We start from the raw sequence: 22,622 nt of genomic DNA on the forward strand, positions 1-22,622 counted from the left end.
CCCCCTACTTTGCAATCAGTGCCGCCGCAATGGACGCAACCTTTGCAAACAGCGGCAATGCCAGAACCAAAATGCTGACTCTGCCAGCCAGTTCCACTTTACTGGCAAGTGCTCCCTCGCCGGCATCTTTGCAGGCATCCGCCGCAAACTGCGTCAGAAACGTAACGCCGATTGTACGAAGCAGAATGCCGCCGTACTCACCATTGACACCGGCCGCCTGCAGCAATGCGGAAATCTGCTGCAGAGCCGGCACCACAGCCTGCAGGATTTCCAGCACGATTAAAACCCCGGCAGCAATGCGCAGCACCATGGCATATTCACTGTTTGTCCGGCGCAGCAACGTGGCAAACACAGCAGCAATCAGCGCTGCGCCTGCAACACCAGCAATATTCATGCTCATAACCCAAAAGTGGACTTGATGGTGCTGAACAGCACATCAATCTGCTGAATAATCATCATCAGTACAACGATCAGCCCCGCCAGCGTTGTCATCATCGCCTGCTCCTCCCTGCCGGAGCGAATTAAAAGCTGGTTGAGCACCGCAACAATGATGCCGATGGCAGCAATTTTAAAAATCAAATCCACATTCATGTAACGTCCCTCCGTTTTTGGCGGCACCCAGCGCCGCTTTCCTCCCAGTTATATCAGTACCAAAGCAAGAATTGCACCCACACAGACACCCAGCATCCGGTAAAGCCTGCCTTTTCTTTTGTAAAGCTCCTCTGCAGTGTCCAATTCTTTGTGCGTCAGTTCCTCGTAAAGTGCGCAGTGTGAAAGCTGCCCCTGCATATCCGTTGCACCGAAGCCTTCGCCAAAATTTCGCAGTAAGGTACGTTCCTGCGGCAGCAGCAGGTCGCTGCCGGCGGCTTTCCCCCACGCCTGCAGAAAGTCCTCGCCGTTCTGCCGCGCCTGAAAATACGGCAGCAAAAAATCTATATTCTTTCCGTGACGCTCCAGAATCTCCTCCACTGGAACGCCCGCATAAGCAATTTCAGTTTTAACTTCACTCAAAAATTTCAGGAAAGCCTGCAGGCGGTCGCGGTGCTCCCGCAGTTTACGCGATTGCAGACAGCCCGCTGCCGCGCCCGCAAAAATCAGGCACACCGCCCCCAGCACTTTTAACAAGCAAATCACCCGCCTTTACCACTTCCTGCACACGCCCCGGCTTTCCGTTTTTTAAAAGAGCCACCTGTGCAAAAGCACCACTCTGCAGCAGCGCACGTGCCTGCGGTCGGGAGGCCAGTTCCGCTAAACTGCCCGCATGGATACTGGCGATTACCGTTGCACCCGCATTGACGCTCTGTACCAGTGCATCCGCTTCCAGTGCGGTTCCCAATTCATCGCACAGCAGGTATTCCGGTGAAAGAGAGCGAATGGCAAGCAGCATACCGGCAGCTTTCGGAAAACCGTCCAGTACATCACAGCAAGGACCAAGGTCATTTCCGTATTCCGCCTGATGAACACCACACAGTTCTCCACGCTCGTCCACAACCGTCACTTTATGTATCTGGCCGCACTGCCCGCTGGAAAGCTGCCGGGCAATATCCCGCAGCAGTGTTGTTTTGCCGGATGCAGGCGGACCAGCCAGCAGCAGCCCTCCATTCAGGAGGTTGCCAAGCCGCTGCAGCAGTTCTGCCGCACAGCCATTTATCTGCCGTGCCACACGAATGTTAATTGAGGTAATGTCCCGCATGCCGGTCACAACGCCGTCATGCAGCAACGCGGTACCACCAAGTCCCGCACGGTGCCCGCCGCGCAGTGTTACATAGCCCTCCCGAATCTGGTCCTGATGGCTGTAAACGGAATAGCTGCATACCATACGAAAGCTCTCATACAAATCATTTTTTGTGGCACAAATTCCTTTTTCCGGTGTCAGCGTAACACCATTATTAACAACAAACCATGTACTTCCGCTGCCCCACAGGCAGATTGGCCTGTCTACCCGCAGGCGTATTTCTGAAACTTCTGTCCGCACCGCTGCCGGCAGCCCCAGCAGCAGGCTTTTTACACGCGGGCATAAAGCTGCAGCTGCCTGATCGAACCTACGCGTGTTTTCCTGAGTTTTTTCCATTTTGGTTGTCCCACCTTTCGCATGTCCCTATATCCTATGCTCGTCTTTTCACACATAGAACGTTGGAATTTTCTGCTCAGAGCAAAGCTTTTTACGCAAAAAAATACCGCAGGACATGCTTTTTACATATCCTGCGGTACTCATAATTATTCTGCTTTTTTCAGCTAAATTTGTCAGCTAGTATATTCGTAGTCAAACGCCGTGCGTGCACAAACCACACTGTGTACCAGTTCCTTAATCTTCAAATGCTCCGGGTGCTGCTGATAGGCCGCCTCAGCTTCTTTGCTGCTAAAATCAGCGGACAGGCACAAATCGTAGTCACCGTCTTTGTAATTCACACCGACTTCAATCGCAGTGAGGCCATCTACAACACCCAGCAAAGATTTGAACCGGCTGCGCAGGCTGGCCGCCACACCGGCGGCATTTCTGCTCTGCGATTCTTTTAATTTCCATAATACAATATGTTTCACCATGATGCGTTACCTCCTTTACCATTCAGTTGAACTCAGCATGTGCTTTTGTGGTGCAGCTAGTTTTGAGCAAAATATTGATTCATTTGCAATTATACCATAAAAGGAAGCACACACATGCACAAATTTGGTTCCGGAAATAACTTTGGATGAAAGCACAAATCCGTTCCTCTACGCGGCGGCAGTTTCTGTGTATTTTTCATTGTAATTTATGGAATGTTTTCACAAAATTATAGCAATCTGCGTTCAATTTTGTGATTTAACTAAACAAAAATCAGAGCTGAATCTCCTGTAACACCTGCTTCAATGCAGTGGCAGAGCGCTCGAGTTCCGCCTGTTCCTCTTGGTTAAGGCCAATGTCCAGCACACGTTCCACACCTTTGCTGCCAAGGATAGTCGGCACACCCATGCACAGATCTGTCAGGCCAAAGTGTCCCTGAATCAGGCTGCTGACAGAAAGGATGCTGTGTTCGTCACGTACAATGCATTCACAAATACGCCGTACAGAAAGTGCAATTCCGTAATAAGTAGCTCCCTTTTTCTCAATGATGCGGTAAGCGCTGTTCTTTACTTCTTCATAGAGCAACTGACGGTTTCTGCCGTGTTCCTCGTAGCCGCGCAGCTCGCAGAACTCTGTCAGCGGAACACCACTGACATTTGCGCTGCTCCATACTGCCAACTCGCTGTCACCATGTTCACCAACAATGAAAGCATGTACACTGCGCGGGTCAACATCCAGATGGCGCCCCAGCAGATACTTCAGCCGGGCAGTGTCCAGTACGGTACCGCTGCCGATGACCCGCTCAGCCGGAAAGCCGGAAAGCTTCCACGTCACCCACGTCAGAATGTCCACCGGGTTGGCAACGACCAGCAGAATGGCCTCCTGATTGTATTTTACGATTTGCGGAATGATCTGCTTGAAAATTGCAACATTTTTGTGCACCAAATCCATACGTGTTTCGCCGGGTTTCTGACCGGCACCCGCAGAGATAATGATAATGCCGCAGTCCTTTAAATCTGCGTAATCACCGGCAATAATCTCCATCGGTTGTGTAAACGCCAAGCCGTGGCTCAAATCCATGGCCTCGCCCTCTGCTTTGTCGTGGTTGGCATCAATCAGCACCAGGTCAGTGAAAAGGCCGCTTTCCACCAAAGAGAACGCTGAACTCGCCCCCACAAAGCCACAGCCAATCATTGCGCATTTCTGCATATTCACCATCTGTAAGTACCTCCTTCATTGTCCGCGGCGGTGCCCGTACCTGCCGCCGTTCTGTTTGCATTTTCTCATAGAACCAGTCAATTTACAGTATGAACAGAAAAAACTGCTTCATACAAATTCATCATATCGTTTCAGCGGCACAAATGCAATACGTTTCGATAAAATTTGTTAAAAATTTAACATTTAATTTTTTCAATAATCCGCAGTTGTACGGAACTGCGGATTATTCTTACTTATTATCTTTTTCACTCCTGTGGCAGCTTTCGCAGTGACTGCAGCTGGCACAGTTTCCACAGCAGCTGTGGCGATGCTTCCACCAGAAACGCCCGGCCAACACTGCCAACGCCGCAAGCACGCCAAGTACAATCCAATCCTGAACCTGCACTGTGCAGCCCTCCTTTTTACCGAATAATTAAGGAACCAATCTGATAAACCACAAACGAGGTCAGCCACGCCAGACCTGTCTGATACAGCACAACAGAGATTGCGGACATATGTGAGTTCATTTCGCGGCGAACCGCGCTGATTGCTGCCACACAAGGTGAATACAGCAGCACAAATACCAAAAAAGCAATCGCACCCATCGGCGAAAACAATCCGGAAAGCACCTGCGGCAGCGCCGCACCGCTCGCACCCGTAAGTACCGCGAAGGTACTGACCACTGCTTCCTTGGCCGTAAAGCCGGTCAGCAGCGCCGTGCTTGCGCGCCAGTCGCCAAAACCAAGCGGAGCGAAAATTGGTGAAACAAACTGCCCAATCGCAGCCAGCATACTGTCGCGGCTGTTCGCTACCGGGTTCAGCTTTGCATCAAAGGTCTGTAGGAACCAGATGACAATAGAAGCAATAAAAATCACCGTAAAGGCGCGCTGCATAAAGTCCTTGGCCTTTTCCCACACCAACATCCCGGTGCTGCGCGGACTGGGCAGGCGGTAATTCGGCAATTCCATGACAAAGGGGACCGGCTTGCCGTGGAAAATCGTGTGTTTCATCAGCAATGCACTCAAAACGCCCATAACCATGCCGCCAATATACAGGCAAATCATAACCAATGCCCGGTATTTTGGAAAAAACGCCATGGTGATCATGGAGTAAATCGGCAGCTTTGCACTGCAGCTCATGAACGGTGTCAGCAGAATAGTCATTTTGCGGTCACGCTCACTGGAAAGTGTGCGTGCGGACATAATGGCAGGCACCGAGCAGCCAAAACCAATCAGCATGGGTACAAAACTTCTGCCGGAAAGACCAATACGCCGCAAAAGTTTATCCATCACAAACGCAACACGTGCCATGTAACCGCTGTCCTCCAAAATAGACAGGAAGAAAAACAGCACCACAATCGTAGGCAGGAAGGAAAGCACACTGCCCACGCCGGAAAAAACGCCACTGATTATCAGTGATTGCACAACGGGATTAATGCCGTAAGCCTGCAGTCCATTTGTAGCTGCATTCGTAACTGCGTCAATGCCCAGTGTGAGCAAATCGCTCAGCGCCGCGCCAATCACGCCAAAGGTCAGCCAAAAAATCAGGAACATAATGCACAGGAAAATCGGTATGGCCGCATATTTGTTGGTAAGCACTGCATCTATGCGAACGCTGCGCCGATGTTCCCGGCTTTCCTTCGGTTTTACAACCGTGTTCCTGCACAGCTTTTCAATAAAGGTGTACCGCATATCCGCCATGGCGGCTTCGCGGTCGGTATTCATGTCACGTTCCATTTCCTTGACGGAGTGACCCAGCATATCAATTTCATTTTCATTCAGCGCCAGCGCGGTCATCATGGGGGTATCGCCTTCCACCAGCTTGGTTGCGGCAAAGTACGCGGGAACGCCGATTCGCTGCGCGTGGTCCTCAATCAAATGTGCCACCGCGTGAATGCACCGATGCACCGGGCCGCTGCAAAAATCCTGCCGCATCGGCTTTTTCTTGTTTTGCGCAGTTTCCATGAGAATATCAATCAGTTCGTCAATACCCTCGTTTTTGCTCGCAGAAATCGGAATGACCGGCACACCAAGTTCTTTGCTCAGTTCCTCAATATGTATCGTTCCGCCGTTGTTCCGCACTTCATCCATCATATTCAGACAGACCACCATGGGCAGGTCAAGTTCAATGAGCTGCATAGTCAGATAAAGATTGCGCTCAATATTGGTTGCATCCACAATATTGATGATGCCGTCCGGATGCTTGTTGAGAATAAAGTCGCGAGTCACAATTTCTTCGCTGGTGTAAGGGGAAAGCGAATAAATACCCGGCAAGTCAACTACCGTTGCGTCTTTATGCCCGCGGATAATGCCATCTTTTCGTTCCACTGTTACGCCGGGAAAATTGCCAACATGCTGGTTGCTTCCGGTCAGCTGATTGAACAGGGTGGTTTTCCCGCAGTTCTGGTTTCCTGCCAATGCAAAAATCATTTTTCACCCTCCAGCGTAATATTTTGTGCGTCTTCCAGGCGCAGAGTCAGCTCATAGCCGCGCAGTTCCAGCTGAATCGGGTCGCCCATAGGGGCCACCTTGCGCACCTGCACACGTGTGTGCGGAGTCAGCCCCATTTCCAGCATATGGCGGCGCAGAGCGCCCTCACCGCCAACCTGTTTAATGACCGCTGAGCGGCCGATTGGGAGTTTATCCAGTGTCATAACCGTCTCCTTCTGTTAGTTGATGCTATCTTTAGTTAGCATATGCTATCTATTACGGTTTTATTATATCTTAGGCAGGTAAAATTGTCAAGCGCCAGAATGGGCACATCCAAATTTTTCTTGACACAAAAACGCAAAAAGCGGGTACCGCATATCTGCGGCACCCGCTTGCATTTTCGATTAGATTTTAGTCCGCATCGGTTGTAACAAAACCAATTACCTTGCCGCCGGATGTTTGAATGCGGCGCAGGCTGCTGCGGAACTGTGCCATCGGTGTCACGCCATAGCGTGCAACCAGTACAACCGCGTCGCACGCGGCAGCCACACTGTCAGCGTCAGAGGAGGCTTCCTCCGCCGGAGCACTCAGCAGAACATAGTCATAAGTCTCCTTAGCGTCTGCCAGCAGTTTTTCAAAAGCCGCTGAACCCAGCAAATCGGCCGCTGTTTCGGATTCCGGCGCAGCAGTGCAGCCAAGGAAATCCAGTCCCTCAGTATCAGCAGCGGTAGCTGCATCCTGCAGGGAAGCACTGCCACTAAGTACTGCATACAGAGAGGCCTTTGGCTGCACACTTATTTTAGCTGCCAGCGCTGGTGCTTCCATGTTCGTGTCAAGCAACAGCACTTTCTTTTTGCTGCCGGCAAGGCTGCGCGCAAGGCCGCTTACCAGTTCCAATTCTCGGCTGTTTTTACTGACCGGCACAACCAGCAGACTGCGTCCATCCCCCGCCTGCAGCAGTGCCGCCGAGCGAATGCGGCGGTACTCTTCGGCAGTGTGCTTCCCACTTCCGGCAGTACCGAGCAGCGGAAGTTTGAAAGCTTCCGCAACAAAGGCGCTGTTGCGCACGTGCTTGTCGAGCAGGACTTTCAGCACGGCGAAAATAAAACAGACAATCACAGCAAATGCACCGCCAAGCACAGCACCCTTTACTGCTGCCATCTCGGGCAAAACCGCCGCAGCATCCTTGCCGGGGTCTACCAGTGTTACGGTCAGCTCCGGTGTCGGGAACATCTGCTTCATCTGATTTGCAAGCAGACTGCACGCCGTATCGGAAACTTTGGCGCAAACATCAGCGTCATTTGTGGAAGTTGTGATTTTGATGCTGGGCGCGTTCTGGTTCTGTGTTGCCTTAATATCAATAATCTCAGAAACCGGAATTCCCAGTTGGTCGGCAACTGACTGCTTCATCTGCGTTGCGTTTGCCAGCGCCAAACCGCTGTTGATGCGGCTCGCCAAAATGGATGTGTACTGCAGGCGATACTCCTTGTCCGCATTTTCCGCAACTTTACAGGAAATCACAACTGTAGAATCCGAAGAATACGTCGGTGAAAGGACTCGCAGGGACATGCCTGCGCCAACACCGGCAACCACAACAATCACGATCAGCAGCTTCCACCAGTTTCGTTTGATAAAGCTCCAGATATCCGAAAAGCTTACGCTTACTTCCATAGTATTTAACCTCCGATAATTTCAGTCGTTGGGGATTTGCTGTCAGGAAGACTTTCCACAGAAGGTGCGCGTGTGCGCGGGCGCACCTTTGCACTAATCTGTATGATCAGCAGTGCTATTGCGTACAATGCCGCAAAGTAAACAATATTGGTAATACTGAAAGTTTCCGTTGCCCAAGTAAAGGCAAAGCTGCGCGGCAGGTAAATCAGCTGGCGGAAAGCCAGCATGCCAAATGCGATAACCACCCAGTTGTGCGCCAGAATGGACGACAGAAAACGGAACAGCACCGCCGCCATAATTGCCAGCAGAACGACCGCAGCAATGCCGCCCGCAACATAGCTCTCTGCAATAAAGGATGTGCCAAAGCCGCCGCCGCCCTCATAGCGCTGTGGGTCAACTTTATAAGTCAGCACATGCGCAAAATTATGTGTGGATTTTGCAAAGCCCTCATTCTGTACCTCAACGATCGGCTGCAGGCCAAACAGATTGCGGATGACCAGATTGTTGTGCGCAAACAGTTCAAACGGATACAACAGATACAACCAAGTGATATTCTGGTCAAACGACGGCATGTTGTTGACCGTCTGAATCACCACACGGAAACTTGCTCCCTGTGAATCCACAAAGCTCATAAGCACATCCCCGAATGAACGGGTCAAAATGAAGTTTCCCGCGCGCTTGTATGCCATCATCTGCAGCAGATAGGCACCAAGCACCCCGCCGATGCCACAGAACGCAACGACCTTTTTCGTAATGCGGCGCTTGCCTTTTGCCCTGCGGAAATCACGCATGACAAAGTACACCAAAAGCATCAGCGCTTCTGTTACCAGCATATTCCGCCGCCCGGTAAACAGCGAAGCCACCATGTACACGCCGTATACCAAAAGCGGCAGTTTCATTTCTTTGACCGACGGCAGCGTTCCGAGAAACACCGCAAAGGACGGCACAAAAACTGCTGAAAGGCGGCTGATAATTCCCGGAATCTCCATGGTGTCCGTAAAAGAAGCGGAATAGCCGTTTTTGAGCACCGTCAGCACTTTCAGCGCCATCGTATAGAAATAGGGAATTGACGAAGCATAAAGCATAATCTTCGACAGCTGGCGGATAACCGGAAGTGTTCCATTTTCTTTTTTTCTCTCTGCCTGCCCACGCACAATCTGCCGTTCATATTTTGCAAAAAGCGGCCCTGCCGCATAGTAAAATACAATGAAAGCCAACAATCCAGTCGCAACAACCGTAAGTGCCGTGTAAAGGTTGTCCCAGCTGTCCGCTTCCAGTGCGACCAGCATTTTGTGCGGGAAATACATACTATTAAAATATACCCGCCCAAGCAGCAGCAAATTGTAAGCAAAAACAAACAGTAAAAAATGAACATCCCGGTATATATGAAATGCGGAATGCAGGAATGCACCTACATCCAAAGCGATGATTCCAAACATCATCAAATAGAACGCGGTAGTAATATAGCCCTCTCCCATCCACCGAAAAACAGCCGAAGACAGAAACAGTGCTGCCGCCATGCCAAAGACCAGCATATCCAGCACCACACTGGTTCGTTTCACACGCAGCATGGGCATTCCCCCAATTAAAAGATTATGCTGTACAAAACTAATATTTATTCTTAATTTTTGTACAGCTTTTTTATTATAGCATCCTTTCCTTAGATTTACAAGCACACGCATTTTCGTCACTTTGAAAGTTGACGCTGAGAAAATCGAATGTTATACTTGAGTAGTTACAGCTTAGATTCACCAATTAATATACAATATATTGTATATGAATGCTTCTTGAGCCCTGATATGTATAGGATTTACAAATGTTCTGATGTATTCCAAGGAGGCGGCCAATATTCTCATTTTCTCTGCTGAATATATTTTATTTGTCCCACTCTGCGCACTCCTTTATCATCTGCTGCCAAAGCGTTTCAGCGAATGGTGGCTGTTGGCGGCCTGCCTGTTTTATTACTGCACATGGACACCTGCGGCGCTGCCGGTTTTGCTGGAAGTTGTGCTTGTTTCCTACCTTGGCGGGCTTTGCCTGCAAAGACTGCATCGCAGGCAAAAACGGACAGGCCCGGCACTTGCCGTATTTCTGCTGCTTACTTTGTCTGCTTTGCTGGTCTGCAAGTATTCGCAGTTTTTTACCTCATCCATACAAAGGCTGCTGCGGCATTTCGGTGCGCAGGTTACGCTGCAGGCACCCGCGTTTCTGCTGCCAATGGGCATCTCTTTTTTTACCCTGCAAGCAATTTCATACCTTGTGGACGTCAGCAAAGGCAAACTGCCGGCCGAACGCAATTTGCTGTATTACCTTCTTTACATGAATTTTTTCCCTTCTGTCACATCCGGCCCAATCTGCCGTGCACCGGAACTTTTGCCGCAGTTTCGGGAAAAGAGATGCGTGACTTACAGTCAGGTAAAGCACGCCTGCCTGCGCATGCTGCGGGGGTACTTTTTAAAGCTTGTAATTGCTGACCGCATTTCGCCGTGGATCAGCTTTATTTACAGCGACACCCAGCAGTACGCCGGCCTTCCCATGTGGAGTGCTGTGCTGCTGTATGGATTTGAAATTTATGCGGACTTTGCCGGATATACTGACATCGCACTGGGTGCCGCGGAGCTTTTTGGTTTCCGTCTGCCGGAAAACTTCGATATGCCGTACCTTTCCCGCAGCATCCGCGAGTTTTGGCGCCGCTGGCACATTTCCTTTTCCAGCTGGCTGCGCGACTACATTTACATTCCCCTTGGCGGCAGCCGCTGTTCCAAGCTGCGCAAATACTGCAATGTCATGGTCACATTTGCAGTCAGCGGCTTCTGGCATGGCTCCGGCTGGAACTACATCGCATGGGGACTGCTGCACGGCGTTTTTCAAGTAATCGGCGGTGTGCTGGCTCCTGTACGGGAAAAGTTGTGCGGTGTTCTGCATTTTCGGCCGCAGAACAAGCTGCGGATTGTGCTGAGCACGCTGTTTACCTTTGGACTTGTTGATTTTGCGTGGATTTTCTTCCGATGTAACAGCATCCACAGTGCTTTCGCTGTCATGAAGGGGCTGTTCTTCAGTGGCGGCACACCATTTTGGGACCTTATTTCCGCACAGTTCACCAACGGTCTGCTGGGTTTTGAACTGGTGCTTGCCGGCATTCTTATTGTCATGATATTGGAATGCATTCAGTACCATTTTGGTTCGCTTTACCCAAGGTGGCTGCACTGGAACGGCGCTTTGCAGTGGGTCAGTGTTTTCTGCCTGCTGGCACTGGTGCTGGTCTGCGGAGTTTATGGTCCCAGTTACAGTGCGCAGTCCTTCATCTACGCAATGTTTTAGGAGGCGGACGGATGAAAAGAAAGAAAATTCTGCGGCAGGTGTTCGGCCTCGTTTCTCTTGCCCTCTGCCTTGGCTTAGGACTCAGCTTCCTAAATGAATATTACGTTGACAAAGGTCACTACCGTGACCTGAAACGAATTCTTTACACGGACGCAGAAAACAGCTATCCGCTCATCTTTGCGGGCGGCAGCCACATGGGCGGCGCCATTAATCCGGAACATTTTGAAAAGACTTTTGGTATCAAAAGCTTTAATTCTTCAACCGGTGGTCAGGAATTTTATGAAACATATTATCTTTTAAAAGAAACACTGAAGCGGCAGAACCCAAAGGTTGTCGTTTTGGATATTTATTATGCGCTGAACGAATCTCCTTACGGTGATGAAAGCTTTGCCCACCGTGTACTGGACCCCATGAAGCTGAGTCTTAATAAAATTGAGGCAATTCAGGCATCCGTTGTACAGGAGGACTGGAAGCAGTACTTCTTCCCCTATCTTCTGTACCACAGCCGCTGGAGTGACACAGACACTGTCGCGGAGGAATGGAGTGAATACACCGGCGATTATACCGGTGCACTTGGCTTTGCGGGCGGTGAACAGGAATACGGAAAAACAATGACCTATGATAACTGGGGTTACACTACCTGCACACCGCTCGCTGAAAAGCAGGAAACTTACCTGCAAAAGTTCTTTCAGCTGGCAAAAGATGAGAACTTTCAGCTGGTGCTCATTAATTTCCCCTGTGAAATGGAAAGTGATGACCTTACAAAATGGGCAGGCAACGCCCCCGGCAAACTGAATCAGATACAAAAAGAAGCGGATGCTGCCGGTGTGCTTTTCCTTGACCTGAACCGCCCGGATAAATTAACGGCAATGAACTTTGACTTTCCAACCATGATGAATAACGCTTCTCATGTAAACTACAACGGCGCTTACAAAGTGACAGAGTACGTTGGAAATTACCTGAAAGAAAATGCTGCACAGCTTTTTAAAGAATCTTGATTATATGAAACAGCGGCCGCTCCGAAAATTCACTTCGAAGCGGCCGCTGTTTTTATATTATGTTATTTCATTTTTCAGCACAGAATTACAGGCTGGATTCTGCCTTCCCGGAAATTGCGCGCGCAACAACCACACCGGTTGCGGAGGCCTGCATCAGGCCGCGGGTAATACCCGCACCGTCGCCGATTGCGTACAGCCCCGGAATCTTCGTAGAGAAGTCATCGTTGACTTCGACTTTGGAGGAATAGAACTTCACTTCCACACCGTACAGCAGTGTATTTTTGCTGTAAAGTCCCGGTGCCAGCGCATCAAACGCTTTCAGCGATTCCACAATCGAGGTCAAGTGGCGATGCGGCAGCACAAAGGAAAGGTCACCCGGCACCGCAGTTTTTAGAGTCGGCACAGTCGTACTCTTGGACAAACGGGAAGCATCACTGCGGCGTCCCAACAGCAGGTCGCCCAGACGCTGCACCATAATGCCGCCGCCTGTCAGCATATTTCCAAGCTTTGCAATGTAGCGGCCGTACTCGATTGGCTGGTCAAACGGCTGTGTGAATTTAGTAGAAACCAGCAGTGCGAAATTCGTATTGTCGCTGTGGCGTTCTTCTTCTGCGTAAGAATGTCCGTTTACAACAGCAAGACCGCCGTTCGGGCCGTCATAATGTTCTTCGCTGACAATGCCGCCGGGGTTCATGCAGAAAGTACGCACCTTATTTTCAAAAGTGTCAGAGTAATAGACCAGCTTTGCTTCGTACAGACTCTTGGTTAAGTGGTCCATGACACCATTCGGCACTTCCACACGGACACCAATGTCCACTTCGTTGTTGGTAAGCTCCAAACCGGTTTGCTTCGCAATGTGGGAAAGCCATGCGGCACCGCCGCGGCCCGGCGCGGCAACAATGTTTTCCGCTTCCACACGGCTGGTGGAACCATCCGCAAGTGTCAGTACGGCTCCGGCAGCACGGCCGTTTTTCACAAGGATACTTTCCGCAGTTGTGTGCGGCAAAAATGTGAACTGCGGCTTCTGTGCCAAATAATCGTACATGGCCTTGAGAACCTGATAGCTGTACTCGGTACCCATATGGCGCACAGGACAGCGAATCAGCTGAATGTTCTGCCGGCGGGCATCATAGGCGATTTTATCCGCTGTGCGGTCACCTGTGCCAAACACTTTCTCCGGTGCGCCAAAGTGCAGATATTCCTTATCACAGTAATGAATCAGTTCCTGTGCTTTTTCCCTAGACATATAATCCACCAGATTACCGCCGACATCCTCGCACAAAGACAGTTTGCCATCGGAAAATGCACCGGCACCCGCCCAGCCGTTCATAATGCTGCAGGTCTTGCAGTGCATGCAACGGCCCTGTGTACGTGCAGGGCAACGCCGGTCCGCAATGGCACTGCCGGTGTCCACAACCAGAACCGACTTTTCCGGCGAGACCCGGTCCAGTTCCAGTGCGGTAAAAATACCGGCAGGACCGGCACCGATCACCAGTACATCGTAATTATTTTTCATATTTGCTTTAATTCCTTTCTAATCAGCCAACAACACAGGCACAAACGTTTCAATTATAAGCAGGTCATTCTATTTTGTCAACACCAATTTCCGGAAGTAAAACTTTTATAAAGAAAAATGGCTGCCGAACCTGCATTTTCTGCAAAGCACAGCAGCTTTTTGATTTATTCCAATCGATAAGCGCAGTCCGTTTTGGGGCAGGAAGCACACTTCCCGCCGCAGGCATGCCCAGCGGTTTTTGTTGGTTCAGGGGTCAAACCAATAAATGCTGTCACGCTCTTTGTCGGCGTCATCAGCATACTCTGCGTACATGTCAGCCCAATCCGCTTCTCCGCATTCAGCACACGCAGAAGCTGCTGCTGGCAGGAAAGAGAAAGGTCACCGTAGCCCGGGCTGAAACGTGGGCGAAGATACAGCCCCTGTTTTGCGAAATGAACCGCCAGCTGCTCACAGCATTCATCGCAGAAAGCTTCCGTGGCAGCGGCGGCCGCAGCCTGCAGTACAACGGCGGGTGTCACCGCAGTCGCCGCCGCGCGGCGCATAAGGCTGTCCGGCGCAGTACCCAAAGTTGCGGCAAACAGACAAACCTGTGTACAGCCGTTCAGGTGTTTTGCAAGATCCTTGCTCTGCAGCATGATTTCCGCTGTGCAGATTCTGTTTCCTTCTATTTCAACCGGATAAGACGCCCAAATCCAACGCGGGTCACATTCTTTTTTCAGAAGGGACACCGCCGCCTGTACCTCCTGCCGGATTCGCCCGCCGGGTTCTTCCCGTCCGCATCCAAGGTAGCGGAATACCTCCCGCTCATCAATCTGCATAGTCAGCAATAATATCAGAAAGATTGCTGAAAATCTGCGCAGCAATCTCCGGCTTGTTCATGGTGTAAATATGAATATGCTCCACACCATTGGAAATCAAGTCAATAATCTGCTCAGTAGCGTAAGCAATGCCTGCCTGCTTCATTGCCGCCGGATTGTCGCCGAAGCGATCTACCAAACTTACAAACCGCTGCGGCAGATAAGTACCGGAAAGCTCCACACTGCGTTTAATCTGCTTTGCGTTTGTTACCGGCATGATGCCCGCTAAAATCGGCACCCGGATACCAACGGATAGTGCACGGTACAGGAAATTATAAAATAAATCATTATCAAAGAACATCTGGCTGGTAAAAAAGTCACAGCCGGCATCCGCCTTTTCTTTCAGATGCTGTAAATCTTCCGCCTTGCTGGCACTTTCCACATGTCCCTCCGGATAGCACGCGCCGCCAATGCAGAAATCGCCCATTGCTTTCAGGTCGGCAATCAGTTCACAGGCATGGCGGTACTGTCCCTCGCCGGGAAATGTGCCGTCCTGCGGAATGTCTCCCCGCAGTGCAAGAATGTTTTCCACTCCGTTTTCCGCAAAGCGGCGCGCAACCGCGCGCACTTCTTCCTTGTTCGCAGAAACACAGGTCAGATGGGAAAGCGCCGGCACACCGGTTTTCTCCACTTCCGCTGCAAGCTCAACGGAGTTGTCGCAGTTGGTACCGCCCACACCGTACGTAACACTGACAAATGCAGGGTTCAGTGCCGCAATTTCCTGCACAACTTCACGGGCATGCGTAAGGCCGATGCCCTTTTTCGGCGGGAATATTTCGCAGCTGACGGTTATATGTCCACTTTTCAGCAATTCATTGATTTTCATCGTTTTATTCTCTCCTGTTCCGCAGTTTTGGCGCAGAGTTAGAACCTGCTTCTGCTGATGAAAACAGTATACCACAAACCCGCCGCCTGTGCCAATTCTTTTTGAATGCACCATAATAAAGTATGAGCAAAAGGGATGCGTGACAAACCGTGCGTTTTCGACTATAATAAATAAACATGTTTAGAAAAGGGAGGAAGCGGCATGGAAAAAGCAGCCGTCTGTGCGCTGGCACAGAAAGCACGTGCCAGTCTGGAAAAATCAGCACATCTCTGCCTGCAAGCCCTGCGCGGTCCGCGCCTGCCGGAGGGAGCCGGGCTGCAGCAGGATTTGCTGCTGCGCAAAGCATCCAAATTGGGGGAGGATGCCCTTTGCAGAAATGCGGCCTACCGCTTTTTCATGCAGCTTGCCGGAATCCGCTATATGGAAGCAAACGGATATCTGCCGTATCGCGTGCTAACTCCCGCGGCTGACGGCAGCATCCCGGAAATTATGGAGCACTGGCTGAAAAGCCATGAAGACACACTGGACCGTGATGCGCTGTTTACGGAGCTGTTTCGCAGCGAATGTGCCCGCCTGCATGATTGCATGCCGGATTTTTTTCCCAGCCCGGACTGTGATGACCTTCTGCTCTCCCTCAGTTGCACGCATGGTACAACAAAACTTCTTGCAGAAAGCCTGCCAGAAAACGACTGGCAAAATAATGTTGAAATCATTGGTTGGCTGTATCAATATTATCACTTGGAAGAAAAAGACAATGCCATTGATGTTTACCGTGGTGCAGTCAAAATGCGGGATGTGCCGGCTGCCACCCAGTTCTTTACTACTGACTGGGTAGTGCAGTACATGGTACAGAACACCCTTGGGCGTGTCTGGCTGGAAAGCCACCCCGACAGCCGTCTGCGCACGCAGATGCCTTACTATCTGGACACCCCGCAGAAAACCACCCGCCGCCCCATGCAACCGCAGGAGCTTCGCCTGCTGGACCCTTGCATGGGCAGTGGACACATTCTGGTGTATGCATTTGAACTGCTGCTGAAAATCTATGCGGAATGCGGTATTTCTGCGGCGGAAGCGGCACCGCAGATTTTAAAAAACAATCTTTGGGGTTTGGACATCGATGAGCACAGCCGCCAGCTTGCCGCCTTTGCCCTACTGATGAAAGCACGAGCCTGCGACCCGGCTGTTTTTGACAAACGCCCCGTACTGCACCTGTGTGCTGTTCACGGAAGTAAGGGCATTTCCAGAGATGTTCTGCACTTTGCGGCAAACGAAGATGAAGCGCTGGATGATGACCTGCACCGCATGGTAACCGCTTACCGCGGCGCCCAACAGTTCGGCTCTCTGCTGCACGCACCGCACGTGGACCTAGCACTGCTGAAAGCACGCTTTGAAACCATTCACCGGGAACTTTGGCCAGGTGATTTATTTAAGATGGAAGCCCGCAGACTGGCGCTGGAAACGCTGCTGCCGCTGCTGCTGCAGACGGAGGTCCTTGCTAACCAGTACGATGCTGTGGTAACAAATCCGCCCTATTTGAATCACATGGCAAAACCGCTGCGCAAATTTGTGGACACCAACTGGCCGAAATACAACAATGACCTTTTCGCGGTATTCATGGTGCGTAATTTTGACTTCTGCAAACCAAACGGCTACTGCGGCTTTATGACGCCGTTTGTTTGGATGTTCATTAAAAGCTATGTTCATCTGCGCCGGTTTCTTGCGGACGAAAAATCTGTTTCATCCCTTGTACAGATGGAATACTCCGCATTTGAGGAAGCAACCGTACCAGTATGTACGTTCGTACTGCAAAATAAAAAAGAAGAAGATCCCGGCCGTTACCTGAAGCTGACTGCCTTTACCGGCGGTATGGAGGAGATGGGGCGCCGTGTGGCACAGGCTGCCGCGCACCCCGGCAGTACATGGGATTACGAAGCACGCCTTTCTGATTTTCTGCAGATTCCCGGCAATCCCTTTGCCTACTGGGCAGGCGGCAGCATTGCACGTGTGTTCCGTCAGGGAACGCCGCTTGGCGACTCCGCTGAAATCTGCAACGGCCTGTTCACCTGCAGCAATCAGCGTTTTCTGCGCCTGTGGTGGGAAGTTGATCAGGACAACATTGATTTTTCCTGCAAAGACGCACAGGACTGCCGCGAAAGCCTTTGCCGATGGTTTCCCTACAACAAAGGCGGTGCCTACCGAAAATGGTACGGCAATCAGGACTGGGTGGTGGATTTTGCGGACTTCGGTACTGAAATCCGCAGCTACCGCGTGAAAAGCGGGCAAAGTGCCGCCATGCCCGGACGGCAGCATTACTTTGAGGAAAGTTTAAGCTGGGGTTTTGTCAGTTCCAGTAAATTCGGCGTACGTGCCTACCCCGCGGGATTTATTTTCGACATTGCGGGTTCCTCTCTGTTTCCAAAACCGCAGGATAAACTTTACCGGCTCGGTTTTCTGGGCAGTTCCACCGCGTATCAGTTTTTGCAGGTGCTGAATCCAACGCTGAACTGCCAGGTTGGGGACATTGCCCGCCTGCCGGTACTGGAAGCCGGTGACCGCTCCGGCATAGAAACGCTTGTTGCCGAAAATATTACCCTTTGCCGTGCGGATTGGGATGAACAGGAAACCAGTTGGAATTTCACCGGCCACCCGCTTGTTCTCGCCAAAGGTACAACGCTCAAAGAAGCGCAGGCAGACCGGCAGAGGACTTCTGCCGCCCACGCAAAACGTTTAAAAGAAAATGAGGAAGCCATTAACCGGCATTTTGCCACGCTGTACGGCACCGGCGCGCCGGTCACTGTGGAAAGCCATGACCTTTCCATCCATCCGGCTGACCCTGCTCAGGATGCGCAGACGCTTCTTTCTTACTTTGTCGGTGTGTTTTTCGGGCGGTTCGCCTGCGATTTCTGGCAGCCGCCAACTGGTACGCCTGTGCTACTTCTGGAGGAAGCGCCGCAGCTGTTCACAGAATTTTTGGAAGCTCGCTTCGGTACCGGTGCTGCGGACGAACTTGCTCTGCTGCTCGGCAAAGGCACCACCGCTTATGTTTTAAAGCGCTGGTTTACCCGCACGTTTTTCCGAAGCCACTGCCAAATGTACCGCAAGCGTCCCCTTTACTGGCAGACCTGCTGCGGTAAACCGGCGCTGCTGTACTACCATGGCGACCTCACGGCATCGCTGTGTTTTCTTGCCGCACTTGCGCCGGAGGAAAAGAAGCTGAAAGCATTGGCAGCACATCCACCGGTGTTTGACCGAAACGACGGCATCCCTGTGAACTTTGCTAAGCTGCAGCCGATTCTGCGGAAAATTTAATCAGATAATAGAATAAAACGGAAAAGCCCGCTTAATCGACCGTGGCAGCGTGAAGCAAATTTCTATTATATAGATATATAGAACAAAAACGAACTGCAATACTCACCTGTCAATTTGATATCTCTGCGCTGCTGCGAATACCCCGCAGTGCAGCGGCACAGAAAATGAAATTGGGAACTGAGAAACTTGCTGTCATTTTGCGCAACGGAAAAATATCCGTTATTTTGTGAAAGACTATGAACGTTTTCTTTTTCCACTCAATCTTTAACCAATACAGGCCAGAGGAGGCTTTGCAATGACATCCATACGGGAACAGCTTGGAAAACGAATGATTTTCTGTGACGGCGGCATGGGTACCATGCTGCAGAAAGCGGGTCTTGCCGCAGGCGAAACGCCGGAACTGTGGAACTTTACGCATCCGGAGGTACTCACTCGGATTCACACAGAATACGCGAAAGCCGGCGCCGATATTGTGACCGCAAATACATTCGGTGCCAATTCCATTAAACTGGAGTGTAAAGAATATTCCGTAAAAGAAACCATTACGCGGGCTGTTCACTTGGTGAAAGATGCCGCTGCACCGCTTGGCAAATGGACAGCGCTGGACATCGGCCCAACCGGCCGCCTGCTGGAACCGATGGGTGACCTTTCTTTTGAAGACGCCTACCACGCCTTTCAGGAAGCCGCCGAAGCCGGTGAAGCGGCAGGCGCGGATGTGATTCTGATTGAAACCATGAGTGACACACTGGAAATGAAAGCGGCGCTGCTCGCCTGCAAAGAAAACACCTCCCTGCCGGTCTTTGCTACCATGACCTTTGACGCAAAAGGCAAGCTGCTGACCGGCGGCGACATTCCCGCCGCGGCGGTTCTGCTGCAAAGCCTGCACGCAGACGCAGTCGGCTTTAACTGCGGGCTCGGCCCGCAGCAGATGATTGACTTCCTGCCAAAGCTGCGGGAGTACACGGACTTGCCGATTCTGATTCAGCCGAATGCGGGACTGCCGCAGGTGGAAAACGGCGAAACCGTTTATCTTGTCGGGCCGGAGGAATTTGCGGCGGATTCTGAAAAGCTCTGGGAGGGCGGCGCCTGTGTTCTGGGCGGCTGCTGCGGCACTACCCCAGCACATATCAAAGCACTGGTTGAAAAACTTTCCGGCAAGACGCCAAAGTCACTTCCCCACAGCACCAAAACGGTTGTGTCCTCTTACAGCCATGCCGTCACACTGGGCGGACGCACGCAGCTGATTGGCGAACGCATCAACCCAACCGGCAAAAAACGACTTCAGCAGGCACTGCGTGAAGATGACATCGGCTACCTACTGCGGGAGGGCATTGCACAGCAGGATGCTGGTGCGGACATTCTGGATGTGAATGTCGGCCTGCCGGAAATTGACGAGCCAAAGCTGTTAACCGAAGCGGTTCAGGCGCTGCAGGGTGTTACCGACCTGCCGCTGCAGATTGACACCAGTGATCCCGTGGCAATGGAGCAGGCACTGCGCATTTACAACGGCAAACCGCTTTTAAATTCCGTAAACGGCAAGCAGGAAATTATGGATTCCGTATTCCCGCTGGTAAAAAAATACGGCTGCGCAGTAATTGCCCTCACACTGGATGAAACCGGGATACCGGAAACTGCAGAGGGACGCTTTGCCATTGCGAAAAAAATTGTACGGGAAGCAGCAAAATACGGAATTCCGAAACGCGACATCATCATTGACGCACTGGCCATGACCATTTCTGCCAGTCAGGAAGCCGCACAGGTTACTTTGCAGACACTCCGCATGGTGCGTGAAAAGCTGGGCCTGCACACCAGCCTTGGCGTTTCCAATATTTCATTTGGGCTGCCGCACCGCGAGCGTGTTACCTCTGCGTTCTTTACCATGGCAATGCAGGCAGGACTTTCCGCCGCCATCATCAACCCCAAAAGTGAAGCAATTATGGACGCATGGCGCAGTTTTAACGCGTTGATGTGCTATGACAAAAACTGCATTCAGTACATTGAATATTACAAGGATTTGCCGAAAACAGGCGCACAGAAGCCCGCCGCACTCCCCACCGGAAACGCGCTGGCGGTGGCTGCAAACGCGTTGGTCGCCGCAGGCAACGCCCTTGCCGCCGCTGCCGGACAAAAAGTGGAACTTACAGGTAAAGTATCTGTTCCTTTTGACATTGCGGTCCCTGCCGCTGCAACGGAAAAGGGACCTGCAGGCAAAAGCAAAAAATCCGCGCTTTATCACGCGGTCGCTAAAGGTTTACAGGACGATGCCCGCACTGCCGCCGCAGATGCTTTAAAAACGGCTGAACCACTGGACGTCATTCAAAACGAACTGGTGCCCGCACTGGATGAAGTCGGCACCGGCTACGAAAGCGGCAAACTTTTTCTGCCACAGCTTTTGATGAGTGCGGACGCCGCTACTGCCGCATTTGAAGTAATTCGCAGCACGCTGCAGGCAGGCGGTCAGAAGGCTGAAAAGAAGGGAACCATTGTGCTTGCCACCGTGAAAGGTGACATCCATGATATTGGTAAAAATATTGTAAAAGTTTTATTGGAAAATTACGACTACAACGTCATTGACTTAGGCCGTGACGTTGACCCGCAGACAGTCGTGGATGCTGTAAAGGAAAACGACGCACCTCTGTGCGGCCTTTCCGCACTGATGACAACTACGGTAGTCAGTATGGAAAAGACGATTGCACTGCTGCATGAACAGTGCCCAACCTGCAAAGTAATGGTCGGTGGTGCAGTATTGACGCAGGAGTACGCTGACCAAATTCACGCCGACTGCTACAGCAAAGACGCCATGGGTTCGGTACGCTACGCCGCCACGGTTTTCGGATAAACAAATTTTTACAATAAATAAAAGGAAAAGACGCATCCGGCAGCTTTTAAAAAGGCTGTTGAATGCGTTTTTTGCATCTCTATTTGCTTCCTAGTTTTTGAACAGTTTCCAAAAGCATCTTACTGGCCCAGTGAAAAATCTCACGTGTTTCGTAGTGCCGGTAATCGCACTCCAAGCTGTTGATCAGCAGCAGATAAACATCGTACCACAGCACCCGTATCTGCTGTGCCAGTGTCAGCTCCTGCAGACCGTAGCCACGCAGGAATGCCGGTTCCTGCTGCCAACTGCGAAAACCTGCTTCCATTAAAAAGTCGCCCCAAAGGCTTCGCTCAAAATCAATCAGGCCGGATATTTCTCCGTTGTCCACAAAAATGTTTCCTGCCCACAAGTCCCAGTGCACCAACTGCGGGCAAGTTACCTGCTCAAAGCAGGACTTGTCCCTTTCCAGCAGTTCAAGCAGCAGCTGCGGCTTTACACTGAACGAAGCCGAAACCTGTTCGGCATCTGCAAAAACATCCTGCAGCAAGCTTTTAAATGCTGGGAACCACGCGGTGTATTGTTTTTCCGGCTGCGCAAAGCAACCGAATCTTTCACCGGAAATTGCATTGAGCTTTCGGTTGAACACACCCGCTGAAAACTGAATGTGGCACTTTTCCGCTTCTGTCAGCTGCTCCTGCAGCACAGAAAAACTCTTGCCCGGCAACTTTTCCATAACAAAATAGTCAGAATCACAGAGTGTACGGCTCTGGTCGAAAAAGAGAATCTTTGCCACCGGGCAGTCCGTCTGCTCTGCCACCAGCCGCATAGCTCCAACTTCGGCTGCCATGAGGTCCTTTTCATACCGCATGACCGATACATCCGGCGGCGGTGCAATTTTTAAAATAACCTGTTTTCCATTTTGCAGCGTGACTTCATACGCTGCATTGAAGTATCCTTCTGTCAATTCATTCAATATTTTGACGGGACTGTTTGGGCACGCCTGCTGCATCATGTGTTCCAACTGAACACGTGATTTTTGATTTTTTGTCATGCTAACCGGCATGATTATTTCCTCCACTTGTAAGTCACGAATAAAAACAGCAGGCCCACTGCCAAATACAGTGTAAACCTGCTTGCA

At 51.1% G+C, this 22,622-nt stretch carries 19 protein-coding genes; 4 read left to right on the plus strand and 15 right to left on the minus strand.

Annotated elements, in window-relative coordinates; genetic code table 11:
* Positions 1-4: 4 nt before the first annotated feature.
* The 11 genes from H6X83_RS08975 to H6X83_RS09025 form a co-directional block, all read right to left on the minus strand.
* Positions 5-394 (minus strand): SpoIIIAC/SpoIIIAD family protein, encoded by a 390-nt coding sequence (locus tag H6X83_RS08975; protein WP_212506155.1) that lies wholly within the window; start codon positions 392-394, stop codon positions 5-7.
* A 2-nt stretch (positions 395-396) separates the two neighbouring features.
* Positions 397-591, minus strand: a complete 195-nt coding sequence (gene spoIIIAC / locus H6X83_RS08980) for a stage III sporulation protein AC (RefSeq protein WP_212508544.1) — start codon at positions 589-591, stop codon at positions 397-399.
* A 48-nt stretch (positions 592-639) separates the two neighbouring features.
* The gene (locus tag H6X83_RS08985) at positions 640-1,116 is read right to left on the minus strand and encodes a stage III sporulation protein AB (protein WP_246419631.1); all 477 of its coding nucleotides are present in this window, start codon (positions 1,114-1,116) and stop codon (positions 640-642) included.
* Complete coding sequence (locus tag H6X83_RS08990) at positions 1,055-2,071, minus strand: stage III sporulation protein AA (RefSeq protein WP_212506157.1); 1,017 nt, start codon at positions 2,069-2,071, stop codon at positions 1,055-1,057. Before H6X83_RS08990 ends, H6X83_RS08985 begins: the two co-directional genes overlap by 62 nt.
* A gap of 173 nt (positions 2,072-2,244) precedes the next feature.
* The gene (locus H6X83_RS08995) at positions 2,245-2,544 is read right to left on the minus strand and encodes a Dabb family protein (protein ID WP_212506158.1); all 300 of its coding nucleotides are present in this window, start codon (positions 2,542-2,544) and stop codon (positions 2,245-2,247) included.
* Positions 2,545-2,815: 271 nt separating this feature from the next.
* Complete coding sequence (locus H6X83_RS09000; RefSeq protein ID WP_212506159.1) at positions 2,816-3,760, minus strand: L-lactate dehydrogenase; 945 nt, start codon at positions 3,758-3,760, stop codon at positions 2,816-2,818.
* Positions 3,761-3,989: 229 nt separating this feature from the next.
* Entirely contained in the window at positions 3,990-4,145 is a 156-nt protein-coding gene (locus tag H6X83_RS09005; RefSeq protein ID WP_212506160.1) for a FeoB-associated Cys-rich membrane protein, read from the minus strand.
* A gap of 16 nt (positions 4,146-4,161) precedes the next feature.
* Entirely contained in the window at positions 4,162-6,168 is a 2,007-nt protein-coding gene (gene feoB / locus H6X83_RS09010; RefSeq protein ID WP_212506161.1) for a ferrous iron transport protein B, read from the minus strand.
* Complete coding sequence (locus H6X83_RS09015) at positions 6,165-6,392, minus strand: FeoA family protein (RefSeq protein ID WP_212506162.1); 228 nt, start codon at positions 6,390-6,392, stop codon at positions 6,165-6,167. The genes feoB and H6X83_RS09015 overlap by 4 nt, the downstream gene beginning before the upstream one ends.
* 187 nt (positions 6,393-6,579) lie before the next feature.
* Positions 6,580-7,839 carry a polysaccharide biosynthesis tyrosine autokinase gene (locus H6X83_RS09020; protein WP_212506163.1) on the minus strand — a complete coding sequence of 420 codons (1,260 nt, stop codon included), beginning with the start codon at positions 7,837-7,839 and terminating at the stop codon, positions 6,580-6,582.
* Positions 7,840-7,844: 5 nt separating this feature from the next.
* A complete protein-coding gene (locus H6X83_RS09025; protein ID WP_212506164.1) occupies positions 7,845-9,410 on the minus strand; it encodes an O-antigen polysaccharide polymerase Wzy family protein in 1,566 nt (521 codons plus the stop codon).
* A 253-nt stretch (positions 9,411-9,663) separates the two neighbouring features.
* On the opposite strand from H6X83_RS09025, the gene H6X83_RS09030 reads away from it, so the two are divergent.
* A complete protein-coding gene (locus tag H6X83_RS09030) occupies positions 9,664-11,160 on the plus strand; it encodes an MBOAT family O-acyltransferase (RefSeq protein WP_212506165.1) in 1,497 nt (498 codons plus the stop codon).
* Between the two features lie 11 nt (positions 11,161-11,171).
* Positions 11,172-12,158 carry a hypothetical protein gene (locus tag H6X83_RS09035; RefSeq protein ID WP_212506166.1) on the plus strand — a complete coding sequence of 329 codons (987 nt, stop codon included), beginning with the start codon at positions 11,172-11,174 and terminating at the stop codon, positions 12,156-12,158.
* A gap of 85 nt (positions 12,159-12,243) precedes the next feature.
* On the opposite strand, the gene H6X83_RS09040 is transcribed toward H6X83_RS09035, so the two are convergent.
* The 3 genes from H6X83_RS09040 to H6X83_RS09050 all read right to left on the minus strand — a co-directional run bounded on the left by H6X83_RS09040 (position 12,244) and on the right by H6X83_RS09050 (position 15,357).
* Entirely contained in the window at positions 12,244-13,674 is a 1,431-nt protein-coding gene (locus H6X83_RS09040; protein WP_212506167.1) for an NAD(P)/FAD-dependent oxidoreductase, read from the minus strand.
* 164 nt (positions 13,675-13,838) lie between these two features.
* Positions 13,839-14,492 carry a vitamin B12 dependent-methionine synthase activation domain-containing protein gene (locus H6X83_RS09045; RefSeq protein ID WP_212506168.1) on the minus strand — a complete coding sequence of 218 codons (654 nt, stop codon included), beginning with the start codon at positions 14,490-14,492 and terminating at the stop codon, positions 13,839-13,841.
* Positions 14,482-15,357, minus strand: coding sequence for a methylenetetrahydrofolate reductase (locus H6X83_RS09050; protein ID WP_212506169.1), 876 nt, complete (start codon positions 15,355-15,357; stop codon positions 14,482-14,484). Before H6X83_RS09050 ends, H6X83_RS09045 begins: the two co-directional genes overlap by 11 nt.
* Positions 15,358-15,558: 201 nt before the next feature.
* Between H6X83_RS09050 and pglX the strand changes: the two genes are divergently transcribed.
* Complete coding sequence (gene pglX / locus H6X83_RS09055; protein WP_212506170.1) at positions 15,559-18,666, plus strand: BREX-1 system adenine-specific DNA-methyltransferase PglX; 3,108 nt, start codon at positions 15,559-15,561, stop codon at positions 18,664-18,666.
* A 295-nt stretch (positions 18,667-18,961) separates the two neighbouring features.
* The gene (locus H6X83_RS09060) at positions 18,962-21,505 is read left to right on the plus strand and encodes a homocysteine S-methyltransferase family protein (RefSeq protein ID WP_246419151.1); all 2,544 of its coding nucleotides are present in this window, start codon (positions 18,962-18,964) and stop codon (positions 21,503-21,505) included.
* 79 nt (positions 21,506-21,584) lie between these two features.
* Here the strand turns inward: H6X83_RS09060 and H6X83_RS09065 are convergent, their stop codons facing one another.
* Entirely contained in the window at positions 21,585-22,547 is a 963-nt protein-coding gene (locus tag H6X83_RS09065) for a phosphotransferase family protein (protein WP_212506171.1), read from the minus strand.
* Between the last annotated feature and the right edge of the window lie 75 nt (positions 22,548-22,622).

Source organism: Caproicibacterium amylolyticum (assembly GCF_014467055.1).
Taxonomy (GTDB): domain Bacteria; phylum Bacillota; class Clostridia; order Oscillospirales; family Acutalibacteraceae; genus Caproicibacterium; species Caproicibacterium amylolyticum.